Here is a 12,902-nt window from a genome sequence, read left to right on the forward strand (position 1 = left end):
GAACAGCAGCATGAACCGGCAGATGGTCTTGGTCGGCTTCCTTCAGGCGCAGAACTGCACGAACTTGCCGAGCTCGTGGCGCCATCCGGACTCGCGCGCCGATTCGATGTCGGCGGATTATTACCAGGAGATCGCGAAGATTCTCGAAGCCGGCAAATTCCATATCGCCTTCTTCGATGATCGCCTCGCCATGCCGGACCGCTACGGCAACGACCACGCCCACACCGTCGAATACGGCATCCGCTGCGTCAAGATGGACCCGCTGATCGTGCTGACGACGATGGGCATGGTCACCGACAAGCTCGGGCTGGGAGCGACCTGCTCGACCACCTATTACGAGCCCTTCGACGTCGCACGCCGCTTTGCCACGCTCGATTTGATGTCGGGTGGCCGAGCCGGCTGGAACGTCGTGACCTCACTCAACGACGGCGAAGCCCTCAACATGGGGCGCGACTCCCATCCCGAACATGATTCCCGCTACGACAAGGCCGACGAGTTCATGGAGGTGGTGCTCGGTCATTGGGACACCTGGGAAGACGGCGCCCTCATCATGGACAAGACAAGTGGCCGCTTTGCCGATCCGAGCAAGGTCAAGCGGCTCGATCACAAGGGGCCTGCCTTCAAGTCCCGTGGTCCCTTCACCGTGCCGCGCTCGGACCAGGGCCATCCCGTCATCATCCAGGCCGGCGCATCCGGCCGCGGCCAGCGCTTTGCCGGGCGATGGGGCGAGGTGATCTTCACCGCCGCGCGCAATCTCGCCGGCGCCAAGGAAGGCTATGCATCCGTGCGCAACGAAGCCGCGAAAGCCGGTCGCGATCCCGACCAGATGCGGCTTTGTAATTTGACGACGCCGGTCTGCGCCGCAACAAAGGCGGAAGCCGAGGACAGGATGGCACTGATCAACAAGCTGCCGCTCGAGATCGACGCGCTGTCGCTGCTCGCCGAAGCGCTCAACTATGACTTCGCCTCCAAGGACCTCGACGCGCCGCTGACCACGGACGAGTTGAAGAGCATGCAGGGCATTCTGGGCATCCGTGACGGCGTGCTGAAGAATTCGGGCAAGAGCAATCCGAGCGCGCGCGACTTCGTCACCTTCTCCGGCCGCGGCCAGATCCATGACGCCATGGTCGGCGGCCCCAAGGAAATCGCGGACAAGCTCGAAGAGATGTTCGTCGAGCGCGGCAGCGACGGCTTTGTCATCGCCGCCACTTACGTCCCCGGCTCCTATGCCGATTTCGTGCAGCACGTCGTGCCGGAGTTGCAGCGGCGCGGCTTGTTCCAGAAGGAGTATCGCGGCAAGACGCTGCGGGAAAATCTCGGGCTGAAGCGGCCAGCCGCCGGCGCCTGGAAAGTGCAGCCGCGCGACGCCGCGGAATAACGACGAGGGCAAGATATGCGCTGGCTGAAATTCACCGCCTCCGGCAAAACCTCCTGGGGCCTCGTCGAAGGCGACCAGGTGATCGCGGTCGCCGGCGATCCCTTTGGCGACTGGCAGCGCACCTCGCGCACGCATTCGCTGACCCAAGTGAGGATCGAGCTGCCGCTGATCCCGCGCACCTTCTACTGCGTCGGCTTGAACTATCTGAAGCATCTGAAGGAGGCCGCCGACAAACGTGGCGAAGTGCCGGCCGTGCCTGAGCGGCCCGAGATCGGCTATCGCGCGCAGAACGCGCTAATCGCGCATGACGAGGATGTCGTGATCCCGGCCTTCGCGACGGAAAAGATCCACTACGAGGGCGAGCTCGCCGTCGTCATCGGCAAGAAGGTGAAGCATCTGACCGCGGAGAACGCGATGGATTGCGTGTTCGGCTACACCATCGGCAACGATGTCAGCGAACGAACCTGGCAGAAGGCCGACCGCGGCCTGTGGCGCTCGAAGAATGCCGACACGTTCAAGCCGATGGGGCCATGGATCGAGACCGAGGCCGATCTCGCGACGATGGAGACGGTCGTCCGCGTCAACGGCAAGGAAACCAACCGCTTCCACACCAACGACATGATCTTTGGCGTGGTGCCGTTCCTGGTCGAGCTGACCAAATATTTCACGCTATGGCCGGGCGACGTGATCTGGATGGGCACGGACGGGGCATCACCGGATATCAAACACGGCGACGTGGTGGAGATCGACATCACCGGTGTCGGGACGTTGCGGAACAGGTTTGTGCGGGAGGGGCAGTAGACGCGAAGCTTCGCGGCATTCGCAACAACGTCCGCGCCGGATCGAGGTCGACACTCGCGCAAGATGCGGATTGAAATCAGCTTGCGGCTGCTGCGCGGCCCTTCACATGGCGGCCTTTCACATGGTCGATAAAAGCGCGCAGCTTCGGCATGATTTGTCGGTGACCGGGATAGTACAGGAACACGCCCGGCGTCATCGGCGCGAATGGCTCCAGCACGCGGACGAGTTTTCCTGCCTTCACGGCGCCGGTGGCCAGCGGTGCGGGCACTTGCGCAAGACCTACACCTTCAAGCGCGGCACCGAGGATTGTCGGAAAGTCGTAGGCGATGAAAGGTCCCGAAACGGCAATCTCGATCGATCGGGCGTTGTCGTTGAGCGACCATGATGCCAGCGCACCATTCGATCGTCGCAATCTCAAGCAGGCGTGCTCACGCAGATCGTCCGGCCGCTCGGGCCGGCCACAGCGGGCAAGGTAAGCCGGGCTGCCGACGACGATGAGAGGCAGCGGCTTCGTTAGTCGCACCGCGACCATGTCAGGCGTGATGAACTGACCCATCCTGATGCCGGCATCGAAACCTCCGGCGGCGAGGTCGACCATCTCTTCGCTTGCGGCAAGCTCCACCTCGATCTCGGGAAACGCCTTGCAAAACGAGGCGATGAGCGGCTCCAACAGGATCGGCACGACCGAGCGCGGCACGGTGAGCCGCAGAAGTCCCGCCGGTCGCTGTCCGAGATCACGCGCCGCCCCGCTTGCCGCGACCAGTTCTTCGAAGGCTGGTCTTGCGCGCGCGAAGAAGCGCTCGCCGGCTTCGGTCAGACCGACGCTGCGGGTCGTACGGATGAAAAGCGCGGCGCCGACGCGCGCCTCGAGCGCTCGTATCGCCTGGCTGATGGCCGACGGCGTCACCCCAAGCTCAGCCGCAGCCCGGCGGAAACTGCGGTGCTGGGCGACACCCAGAAACGCCTCCACGCCGTCGAGCGCGCCGTGCCGGACTGTGAAGTTCTGCTTCATGGCCCGTCAACATTATCGCGAATAGTCGCCCGCGGAAAGCGGCCTTACATCCGGACTGCAAATGAGCCGAACCGGAGACGCGAAACCGATGAAGGCAATCCGCAACGCCGTTCTGACACTCGCCCTCACACTGACAGGTATTACCGCCATGACCGATCCATCCGCCGCTCAAGCACAAGCACCGTCACCCACGACCACCGGGGTCATGGTCATCCTGACCGTCAAGGCGGGCATCACACGCGAGCAAATCATGGCCGTCATGCCCGATGAAATCAGGCAAACGGTGCAGCTCTATCTCAATGGGAAAATCCGCGAATGGTATTCGCGATCCGATGGGCGCGGCGCCGTCTTTCTACTCGATCTCAAGGATGTCGCCGAAGCGCACGCGACCATGGATGCCCTGCCGCTCGCCAGGCAGGATCTCATCGACCACGAATACATCGCGGTTGGCCCGCTGATGCCACTCCGCCTGCTCATGACGAAACCCTGACCAGCCGCTGGCCTCGACCTAATCCGACGGGACGTACCATTACAAGGACATCCGAACGTGCCACCGGGCTTCAACCTTCCATTCGTCCTCAGTGTCGCAGGCGCCTTCCTGACCAGCGCGGTGGTGGCCTCCATCTATGTTTGGCCCTTCCTCCGTACGATGCCGCGCCATGACGCCCTGAGACTTCTCGCAGCCTTCCATGCGTTCCGCTTCCTCGGGATGAACTTCATGGTCGCCGGGTTCGTCTCCTCGGAGTTGGGCCCCAATTTCGCCAGCGAGGTCGGATGGGGCGATCTCATCGCCGCCACGCTCGCGCTCATGTCAATGGCGGCGCTGTCCTGGCGATGGTCGATCGCAACTCCGATGGTCTGGATATTCAACGTCTGGGGCACGCTCGATCTCCTGAACGCGTACTATTTGGGAGCGACGAAGATTCAGAATCCCGGCCTGTTTGGCGCCGGCATTTATATCCCAGCGCTTTACGTGCCGCTGCTGCTCGTCAGCCACATCCTTATCTTCATGCTGCTATTGGGGGCCGGATCGACGGAAGAAGCCACAGCGGCGCAACGGGAGGAACGCCCATGAATACCGATGCTGTTTCCGTCGCCATGATCGCGCCGCGTCCCGCCTGGATCAGTCTGATGTGGATCGTTCCATTCACGATGCTGTTGACCTGGTTGATCTACGCGCTACCCGCACTTTCGGAGAGCGGCTTTCTTGCCCTGGCCGTTCGGCTGATCGCTCATGGGCTGATAGCACTTGGCTTGTGGCTCGGCCTCGAAAAGACCGCGTTGACGCCAGGACAACGCCAGGCGACCTGGCTGGCTGTCATGATCCCCTTCACGCTTTGGGCCGCCGTCACCTGGACGGCAGCCATCAACGGCGCATTCCGCATCGGTGCGTACCCCTTGCCGCTGCTTCCGGCAGCGATATTGCTGCCGGTGGTCATCGGTGCTCCGGTGTTGCTGTTGTCGACGCGAGTGGGACTGTTGCTCGATACCATGCCGGTGACGTGGCTCATCGCCCTTCAGCTTTATCGCGTCCTTGGCAGCCAGTGGCTTGTCTACTGGCTGCGAGGGGTGCTGCCGGGCCTATGGGCGGTGCCGGCAGGAACTGGCGACGTGCTGACCGGCCTGTTCGCCGTACCGGTGGCGATTGCCTTGGCGGCCGGAACGATTGAGGGACAGAAAGGAGCGATCCTTTGGAACATCTTCGGCCTCGCAGACCTCGCCGTTGCGATCATCTTGGGGATGATCATGTCGCCTGGCCCGATTCAGTTGATCATTCCAAGCGGCCCGAGCATGGGCGTAGACACGTTTCCGAACGTGCTGACGCCTGCCTTTGTCGTCCCCGGCTCGATCCTGCTGCACGCACTATCGCTTCGCCAAATGCTCCGGCGCAACCGGGCGGAGACGGCGTGATCTACGGCGGCGGCTCGCGCCAAATGAAATTGTGTCAGAACGGCAGAGCCACACTGGTCTTGATTTCCTTCAGCACCACGTTGCTGCGGACGTAACGGATGCCGGGAATGCGGAACATGAACTCGTCGAGGAATTTGTTGTAAGCTGTCATGTCCTGCACGACGACGCGCAGATGATAGTCGGCATCACCCGTGGTCGCGAAGCACTCCAGCACCTCGCGCCGCTTGGTCACCCGGCTTACGAACTCGTCGACGAACTTGGCGTCGTGCCGCTCCAGTGAGACATGAAGGATGGCCGACATCGCAAAGCCCGCCTGGTCGCGCGCGACCAGCGCCGCATAGCCGCGGATGACACCGGCATCCTCGAGCGCACGCACCCGGCGCCAGCAGGCCGACGTCGACATGCCGACCTCGTCGGCAAGCTGCTGGTTGGTGGCGCGACCATCCTTCTGGAGATGGGCGAGAATCCGCGTATCCTGATCTTCAATCACCGAAAGCCCTCAAATCGATTAATCCTACCATATTCTAATCATACCTGCAAAATACTACCGTTTTTGTCTTCCAGGCGGGATGAATAGGTAAGACCTACCAGCGTCCCAGGCTTAACCTTCGCCCAGTCGGCAGGATGCCGCGCGAGATCCGCCATGGACGCCATTCCGTCACTCGACGCCTACGAACTATCCGACCGCTACGAGCGCGAGGACGGCCGCGTCTTCCTCACGGGTACGCAAGCGATTGTCCGTATCGCGCTCGACCAGATCAGGCGCGATCGCGCGAGCTGTCTCAACACCGCCGGCTTCATCTCCGGCTATCGCGGCTCACCGCTCGGCGGCATCGATCTCGAACTGTGGCGCATCCAGCAGCGCTTGAAGCAGGACCACATCGAATTCCTCCCCGCCGTGAATGAGGATCTGGCGGCAACCGCGGTGCTCGGCTCGCAGCAGGTCGAGACCCAAGCCGACCGCGAGGTCGATGGCGTGTTCGGGCTCTGGTATGGCAAGGGCCCGGGCGTCGATCGCTCCGGCGACGCGCTCAAGCACGGCAATGCCTATGGCTCGTCGCCACATGGTGGCGTGCTGGTGGTCGCCGGCGACGACCATGGCTGCGTGTCGTCGTCAATGCCGCACCAGTCCGACGTCGCCTTCATGAGCTGGTTCATGCCGACGCTGCACCCCGCAAGTGTCAGCGAATATCTCGAGTTCGGCGAATATGGTTACGCGCTGAGCCGCTTCTCCGGCATGTGGGTCGGCTTCAAGGCGATCTCGGAGATCGTCGAGTCAGGCGCATCCGTCGCGCTGCGGCCGCCGCGCCTGTTCCGCGCGCCCGACTTCACACCACCGCCCGGCGGCCTGCACTACCGTTGGCCGGATCTGCCGGGCCCTCAGATCGAGGAGCGGCTGGAGGCGAAGAAGCACGCGGTCTACGCCTTCGCCAAAGCCAATCCGATCGATCGCCATATCTACGACATTCCAAACGCGACCTACGGCATCGTCACCACAGGCAAGGCGCATCTCGATTTGATGGAAGCGCTGCGGCTGATGGGGCTCGATGAGATTGCATGCCGCAGCATCGGCATCGACATCTACAAGGTCGGCATGGTCTGGCCGCTGGCGCTGCATGACGCGATGGATTTTGTGAAGGGCAAGCGCGAGATCCTCGTGGTCGAGGAGAAGCGCGGCATCATCGAGAGCCAGTTCAAGGAGTATTTCTACGACTATCCCGGTGCAAAACCCGAACGGATGGTCGGCAAGCACGACGAAACCGGCGCGCGGCTCATCTCGTGGACCGGCGAATTGTCGCCTCGCGCGCTGGCGTCCGTGCTCACCCGCCGGCTCGATCCGATGTTTCCGGGGCTCAATCTTGCGGCCCGTGCCGCCGCACTGCTGCCGGAGGCCGCGCGCACGATCAACGTGTCGGGCGCGACGCGTACACCCTATTTCTGCTCCGGCTGTCCGCACAACATTTCGACAAAAGTGCCGGAGGGATCGAAGGCGCTGGCCGGCATTGGCTGCCATTTCATGGCGAGCTGGATGGACCGCGAGACCTCGTCGCTGATCCAGATGGGCGGCGAAGGCGTGAACTGGGTCGCGTCGTCGCGGTTCACCGGCCACAAGCACGTATTCCAGAATCTCGGCGAAGGCACCTACTACCATTCAGGTTCGATGGCGATCCGGCAGGCGGTCGCCGCCAAGGCCAACATCACCTACAAAATCCTGTTCAACGACGCCGTCGCCATGACCGGCGGCCAGCCGGTCGACGGCCCCGTGAGCGTGCATGCCATCGCGCACAGCGTCCGCGCCGAGGGCGTGGCCCGCATCGCGCTGGTGTCGGACGATCCCGCGCAGTTCTCGCCCGCGGTTCTGCCTGGTGGCGTGACCATCCATCCGCGCGAGGAGATGGACGCCGTACAGCGCGAACTGCGCGACGTCAACGGCGTCTCCGTGCTGATCTATCAGCAGACCTGCGCCACCGAGAAGCGACGCCGGCGCAAGCGCGGACAGATGGCCGATCCCAAACGCTTTGCCTATATCAACGATCTCGTCTGCGAGGGCTGCGGCGACTGCTCGGTCGAGTCCAACTGCCTCAGCGTCGAGCCGAAGGAGACGCCTTTCGGTCGCAAGCGGCAGATCAATCTGTCGGCCTGCAACAAGGACTTTTCCTGCCTCAACGGCTTTTGCCCGAGCTTTGTCACCGTCGAAGGCGCGACGCGCCGGAAGAAGGGCGCCAGTCAGATCGATGCGGTGGGCCGGGCCGCCACGCTTCCTCTCCCTGCTTCCGCTACGCTCGACCGTCCCTACGATTTGCTCGTGACCGGCGTCGGCGGCACCGGCGTGATCACGGTGGGCGCGCTGATCGGCATGGCCGCGCATCTGGAACGCCGCGGCGTTTCGGTGCTGGATTTCACCGGCTTTGCGCAAAAATTCGGACCCGTGCTGAGCTACATCCGGCTTGCCGCCTCACCCGAGGCGCTGCATCAGGTCCGCATCGATCAGGGCTCGGCCGATGCGCTGATCGGCTGCGATCTCGTCGTCAGCACCTCGCCCAAGGCATCCGGCACCTATCGCCGCGGCACGCGCGCGGCTGTCAATACCGCGGAGATGCCGACCGGCGACGTCGTCCGCTTCCGCGACGCCGATCTGGCCTCTCCGGCTCGCCTGCGCGCGATCCGGCAGGTCATCGGTAATGACAATCTCGGCGCGATCAACGCCAACGCGCTCGCCGAGCGTTTGCTCGGCGATGCTGTCTATGCCAACATCATCATGCTGGGTTTTGCCTGGCAGCGTGGGCTGGTGCCCGTCTCGCTATCGGCGCTGCTGCGCGCGATCGAACTCAACGGCGTCGCGGTCGAGCGCAACAAGCAGGCTTTTGCCTGGGGCCGCATCGCCGCTGCCGATCCGGACTTTTTGCCGAAGGCGAACGGGACGCCAACGGCTGAGACGCTCGACCAGCTCATCGCCCGGCGCGCCGATTTCCTCACCGCCTATCAAGATGGGGCTTATGCGGCACGCTATCGAACACTCGTCGCAAGAGTTCGTGCTGCCGAAGCCGCCCTGAAAAGCGAAGCTCTCACCGAAGCCGTAGCCCGCGCCCTCTTCAAGCTGATGGCCTACAAGGATGAGTACGAGGTCGCGCGCCTGCACATGAAAAGCGGCTTCCTTGACGAGCTGAAGCGTGAATTCGAAGGCGACTTCAGCGTCCAGTACCACCTTGCGCCGCCGTTCCTGCCGTCAGAACGCGACGCGCGCGGCCGCCCGCGCAAGCGCGCCTTCGGTCAGTGGATCCAGATGCCGCTCGCCATGCTGGCACGGCTGAAGGGATTGCGCGGGACGCCGTTCGATCCGTTCGGCCACACAGTCGAACGGCGGGCCGAGCGGGAGCTGATCGTCTGGTATGACGACTTGATCGGACGGATTCTCGGCAGGCTTGACGCAGCGCATCTGCCAGACCTCATTGCCATCGCAAAAGCGCCGATGGACATTCGCGGCTACGGCCCGGTGAAAGATGCGGCGATTGCGAAGGTACGATGCGAGACCGAAACGCTGCTCACGGAACTGGCAATGTCGGCATCGCCAAAAATGCACGCCACCGGTTGACGTGGCTCCGGCGAGGCCTCAGCCTCCGGGCCTGAGGAGCGCCCTGTTGGCGCTCCTGCAATCAGGTGACCATTCATGGATTTCAGCCAGTTGACCCTGAGCGAGGCCGCCGCCGACCTCCGCGCCGGAAAAGTCACGAGCACCGCGCTCACGACAGAAGCTCTTGCCCGCGCCAAGACCAACTCTGATCTCAACGCCTTCGTCACCCTCGACGAGACCGGCGCCTTGAAGGCTGCGGCCGCGTTCGACGCGGCGGCTAGCAAGGACGAGCCGCTCGGCGGCGTCCCCATCGTGATCGTCGTCCGGAACGGGCGCCGCGATCGGCGCGCGGATCGTTGCGGGCGGGCTCGGCACGGACACTGGCGGATCGGTCCGGGTGCCGGCTGCGCTGAACGGGTGTGCCTCGTTGCGCCCGACGATCGGCCACTATCCGCAAACCGGCATCGCGCCGATCTCGCACACCCGCGACGCCGCGGGTCCGATGGCGGCCACCATGGCGGATGTCGCGCTGCTCGATCGGGTCATTGCAGGGGGCGATGCGATTGCACCGGCCGATCTCAAGCAGGTCCGTCTCGGCCTCGTCAAGAGCATGCTGAGCAGCCTCGACGGAGACACGCAAGTCGCGTTCGATGCCGCCCTCGCCCGATTGAAGGCGCAAGGCGTGACCGTGATCGACGTCGAGATGCCGGAGCTTGCCCAGCTCAACGGCCAAGTCGGGTTTCCGGTCGCGCTGTACGAGGCCTATGACGACATGGTCGCCTACCTCAAGCACACCGGCACAGGCATAACCATCGAGGCAATGGTCGCCCAGATCGCGAGCCCCGACGTCAAGGGTACCTATGAGGGGCTGGTGCTGCCGCGCAAATTGCCGGCGCCCGACGGCAGCTTTGTTGGCGCGAAGCCGCTTTACGATCACGCCGTCAATGTCGCGAGGCCGGCGCTTCAGGCGCTCTACCAGCAGACTTTTACGAACAACAAGCTCGACGCGATCGTTTTCCCGACCACGCCACGGGTTGCGATCGCCTCCAATCCCGAGTCAAGCAGCCTCGAGAATTTTGGGCTGTTCATCCAGAACACCGATCCCGGCAGCAATGCCGGCCTTCCCGGAGTACAAATTCCGATTGCGCTGGGTGCTACGAGCGAGCTTCCGATCGGACTGGAGCTCGACGGCCCGGCAGGCGGCGATGAGCGATTGCTTGCGATCGGGATGGCACTTGATGCTGTGTTTGGGCGGCTGCCACCGCCGCGCTGATGCATCCGCAACTGCGTGCCCACGCTACATGCCGTCGTCATTGCGAGGAGCACTTGCGACGAAGCAATCCAGAGTCTCCCCGCGGTGGTATTCTGGATTGCTTCGCTTCGCTCGCAATGACGGAGAGAGCACGGCGTTGCGCCTTTGCCTACCCTACAGCACCGTCGGCTTGGCCTCACGAATACGGATTGATCAGCTTCTGCTGCTCGGCGCTATGATGCACCAGCATGTCGATGAAGGTCCGCACCTTCGCCGACAAATGATGCTTGTGCGGATAGACCGCGTTCATCGACATCTCGACCGGCCGATATTCCGGCAGAAGGCGCACCAGCCGGCCGGCGTCGAGATCCTCGCCGACAAGAAATCCCGCCGCGAGGCTGACGCCCGCACCCTGAAGCGCCGCCTCGCGCAGGGCTTCGCCGCTATTGGTCATCAGATTGCCGGAAACGCGGACCGAGGCCGGCGTGCCCTTGCGGTCGAAGAAGCGCCATTCGTCGAAGGGGTAGTTGATGTGGCGTACGCAATTGTGCCCGGCGAGCTCTTCGAGCGTGTGCACGCGTCCATGCGCCTCGATATAGGAATGCGAGCAACACAACACGTGCCGCCAGGTCGCAAGGCTCCGCACGATCAGGCTGGAGTCGGGCGGCGCAATCATGCGCAATGCAAGATCAAAACCTTCCTCGATCAGGTCGACATGGGTCTCGCCCATGCGCAGATCGACCTTGACCTCAGGATAGGTCGCGAGGAATTCCGCCATCACGGGCGCGACGAACGGCACCATGTGGGTGGCAGTGTGAATGCGCAGCGTCCCCCGCGGCGTCGATTGCAGCGCGCCGGCAATGTCGTCGGCCTGTTCGAGATCGGTGAGGATCTGCGTCGAGCGGTCGTAATAGGCCTTGCCGATTTCGGTGAGGCTCACTTTGCGCGTCGTGCGGTTGAGCAGGCGCACACCAAGCCGGTCCTCCAGCGCCTGGACGTGGTTGCTGACCATGGTCGTCGACATGTTGAGGCGACGGGCGGCGGCGGAGAAACCGCCGTTCTCGACCACGCGGACGAAGGCGGTAAGGCTGCTGAAGCGGTCCATGGTTTGAGGCTCCGATTATCCGCCATTGCTGGATAATGCTTCCATCAATTCCGGGATTATCACAACCGCCGGGACAACGCATCTTGGACCCATCAAGAGCGCACTGTTCGAAACAGGCGCGTGGAAATTCCGAGGGCACCATGTCGAACGCGACTTATACCATTGAACCGACTGATAAAATCGGATTCCGCCCGTCCCGGCAGGCAATCAAGCGGGCCGCCCTCGCTCTGGCACTGGTCCTCGGCGCCGCCGCTGCCGGCGACTTTGGCTACAATTACCTGACGACCGGCCGCTACCTGGAATCGACCGACGACGCCTATGTGAAGGCGGATTCCACCATCATCGCGCCGAAAGTCTCGGGCTACATCGCCCAGGTGCTGGTCGGCGACAACGAGAAGGTGAGAGCGGGCCAGGTGCTGGCCAGGATCGACGACCGCGATTTCAAAGCGGCGCTTGGCCAGGCCCGCGCCGACGTCGCCGCAGCCGAAGCCTCGGTTCGCAACCTCGACGCCCAGCTCGAGCTGCAACAGCCGATCATCGAGCAGAGCACGGCCGACGTCACCGCTGCCGACGCCAATCTGAAATTCGCGCAGGAAGAGCGCGCCCGCTATGACGATCTGATGAAGTCGGGCTCCGGCACGATCCAGCGCGCGCAGCAGACCGATGCGGCGCTCAGCGCCAGCAACGCGCAGTTGCAGCACGCCAAGTCGGGCCTGATGGCCGCACGGCGCAAGATCGATGTGCTGACGACCCAGCGCGCGCAGGCCGTCGCGCAAGTCGAGCACGCCCGCGCGGTCGCGGATCAGGCTGAGCTGAACCTCTCCTATACCGGGATCACCGCGCCGGTCGACGGTACGGTCGGCGCCCGCAGCTTGCGCGTCGGCCAATACGTGCAGGCCGGCACGCAATTGATGGCCGTGGTGCCGCTCGATGCGGTTTATGTCGTGGCGAATTTCAAGGAGACGCAGCTCACGCATGTGCGTCCGGGACAGTCGGTCGAGCTGCACGTCGACAGTTTTCGCAATCGCACGCTACACGGTCATGTCGACAGCCTTTCGCCGGCCAGCGGACTTGAATTCGCGCTGCTGCCTCCCGACAATGCAACCGGCAACTTCACCAAGATCGTGCAGCGCGTCCCGGTGAAGATCGTGCTCGACGATCACAGCCTCACCGGCCTGCTGCGGCCCGGGATGTCGGCGGTGCCGACCGTCGACACCAAGGCAACCGTGGAGGCCGAGCGCGAGACGACCAAGCGCATCGCCGACAACGCACCGCGCGCGAACGGCGGCTGACGCGGGAAGAGCCCGGCAGGATTATCAAGTCCTGCCGGATGATCCTTCCGAGACTACCGCGATTATCGAAACGATCCGC

The 12,902-nt window shown here is 63.5% G+C and carries 10 protein-coding genes and 1 pseudogene; 8 read left to right on the forward strand and 3 right to left on the reverse strand.

Annotated features, from left to right (window positions below; all coding sequences use genetic code 11):
* Positions 1-10 precede the first annotated feature (10 nt).
* Together ABIA96_RS04180 and ABIA96_RS04185 are read left to right on the forward strand one after the other, a co-directional pair.
* Positions 11-1,378, forward strand: coding sequence for an LLM class flavin-dependent oxidoreductase (locus ABIA96_RS04180; protein WP_354135772.1), 1,368 nt, complete (start codon positions 11-13; stop codon positions 1,376-1,378).
* 15 nt (positions 1,379-1,393) lie between these two features.
* Positions 1,394-2,179: a fumarylacetoacetate hydrolase family protein gene (locus ABIA96_RS04185; RefSeq protein WP_354135773.1), complete on the forward strand. Its 786-nt coding sequence runs from the start codon at positions 1,394-1,396 to the stop codon at positions 2,177-2,179.
* Between the two features lie 76 nt (positions 2,180-2,255).
* Here ABIA96_RS04185 and ABIA96_RS04190 read toward each other — a convergent pair whose 3' ends face one another.
* The gene (locus ABIA96_RS04190; RefSeq protein ID WP_354135774.1) at positions 2,256-3,191 is read right to left on the reverse strand and encodes a LysR family transcriptional regulator; all 936 of its coding nucleotides are present in this window, start codon (positions 3,189-3,191) and stop codon (positions 2,256-2,258) included.
* A gap of 88 nt (positions 3,192-3,279) precedes the next feature.
* Here ABIA96_RS04190 and ABIA96_RS04195 point away from each other — a divergent pair, with 88 nt between their 5' ends.
* The 3 genes from ABIA96_RS04195 to ABIA96_RS04205 are packed head-to-tail and all read left to right on the forward strand — an operon-like array spanning position 3,280 to position 5,102.
* The gene (locus ABIA96_RS04195) at positions 3,280-3,681 is read left to right on the forward strand and encodes a hypothetical protein (protein ID WP_354135775.1); all 402 of its coding nucleotides are present in this window, start codon (positions 3,280-3,282) and stop codon (positions 3,679-3,681) included.
* 57 nt (positions 3,682-3,738) lie between these two features.
* On the forward strand, positions 3,739-4,266 hold the full coding sequence (locus tag ABIA96_RS04200) for a DUF8737 domain-containing protein (protein ID WP_354135776.1): 528 nt from the start codon (positions 3,739-3,741) through the stop codon (positions 4,264-4,266).
* A complete protein-coding gene (locus ABIA96_RS04205; RefSeq protein ID WP_354135777.1) occupies positions 4,263-5,102 on the forward strand; it encodes a DUF8737 domain-containing protein in 840 nt (279 codons plus the stop codon). The genes ABIA96_RS04200 and ABIA96_RS04205 overlap by 4 nt, the downstream gene beginning before the upstream one ends.
* Positions 5,103-5,136: 34 nt before the next feature.
* Here ABIA96_RS04205 and ABIA96_RS04210 read toward each other — a convergent pair whose 3' ends face one another.
* Entirely contained in the window at positions 5,137-5,592 is a 456-nt protein-coding gene (locus ABIA96_RS04210) for an Lrp/AsnC family transcriptional regulator (protein WP_354135778.1), read from the reverse strand.
* A gap of 153 nt (positions 5,593-5,745) precedes the next feature.
* On the opposite strand from ABIA96_RS04210, the gene ABIA96_RS04215 reads away from it, so the two are divergent.
* Positions 5,746-9,195, forward strand: a complete 3,450-nt coding sequence (locus ABIA96_RS04215) for an indolepyruvate ferredoxin oxidoreductase family protein (RefSeq protein ID WP_354135779.1) — start codon at positions 5,746-5,748, stop codon at positions 9,193-9,195.
* A gap of 75 nt (positions 9,196-9,270) precedes the next feature.
* Positions 9,271-10,447, forward strand: a pseudogene (locus ABIA96_RS04220) (amidase family protein).
* A 175-nt stretch (positions 10,448-10,622) separates the two neighbouring features.
* Here ABIA96_RS04220 and ABIA96_RS04225 read toward each other — a convergent pair.
* Positions 10,623-11,531: a LysR family transcriptional regulator gene (locus tag ABIA96_RS04225; RefSeq protein ID WP_354135780.1), complete on the reverse strand. Its 909-nt coding sequence runs from the start codon at positions 11,529-11,531 to the stop codon at positions 10,623-10,625.
* Positions 11,532-11,671: 140 nt separating this feature from the next.
* Between ABIA96_RS04225 and ABIA96_RS04230 the strand changes: the two genes are divergently transcribed.
* The gene (locus ABIA96_RS04230; protein ID WP_354135781.1) at positions 11,672-12,823 is read left to right on the forward strand and encodes an HlyD family secretion protein; all 1,152 of its coding nucleotides are present in this window, start codon (positions 11,672-11,674) and stop codon (positions 12,821-12,823) included.
* Positions 12,824-12,902 lie beyond the last annotated feature (79 nt).

The sequence above is a fragment of the Bradyrhizobium sp. LB11.1 genome (assembly GCF_040549385.1).
Taxonomy (GTDB): Bacteria; Pseudomonadota; Alphaproteobacteria; order Rhizobiales; family Xanthobacteraceae; genus Bradyrhizobium.

What these genes read in the sequence shown, in the direction of transcription:
- ABIA96_RS04225 (WP_354135780.1), bottom strand. Translation starts at nt 11,531, where the DNA reads ATGGACCGCTTCAGCAGCCTTACCGCCTTCGTCCGCGTGGTCGAGAAC.
- ABIA96_RS04190 (WP_354135774.1), bottom strand. Translation starts at nt 3,191, where the DNA reads ATGAAGCAGAACTTCACAGTCCGGCACGGCGCGCTCGACGGCGTGGAG.
- ABIA96_RS04205 (WP_354135777.1), top strand. Translation starts at nt 4,263, where the DNA reads ATGAATACCGATGCTGTTTCCGTCGCCATGATCGCGCCGCGTCCCGCC.
- ABIA96_RS04195 (WP_354135775.1), top strand. Translation starts at nt 3,280, where the DNA reads ATGAAGGCAATCCGCAACGCCGTTCTGACACTCGCCCTCACACTGACA.
- ABIA96_RS04180 (WP_354135772.1), top strand. Translation starts at nt 11, where the DNA reads ATGAACCGGCAGATGGTCTTGGTCGGCTTCCTTCAGGCGCAGAACTGC.
- ABIA96_RS04215 (WP_354135779.1), top strand. Translation starts at nt 5,746, where the DNA reads ATGGACGCCATTCCGTCACTCGACGCCTACGAACTATCCGACCGCTAC.
- ABIA96_RS04230 (WP_354135781.1), top strand. Translation starts at nt 11,672, where the DNA reads ATGTCGAACGCGACTTATACCATTGAACCGACTGATAAAATCGGATTC.
- ABIA96_RS04185 (WP_354135773.1), top strand. Translation starts at nt 1,394, where the DNA reads ATGCGCTGGCTGAAATTCACCGCCTCCGGCAAAACCTCCTGGGGCCTC.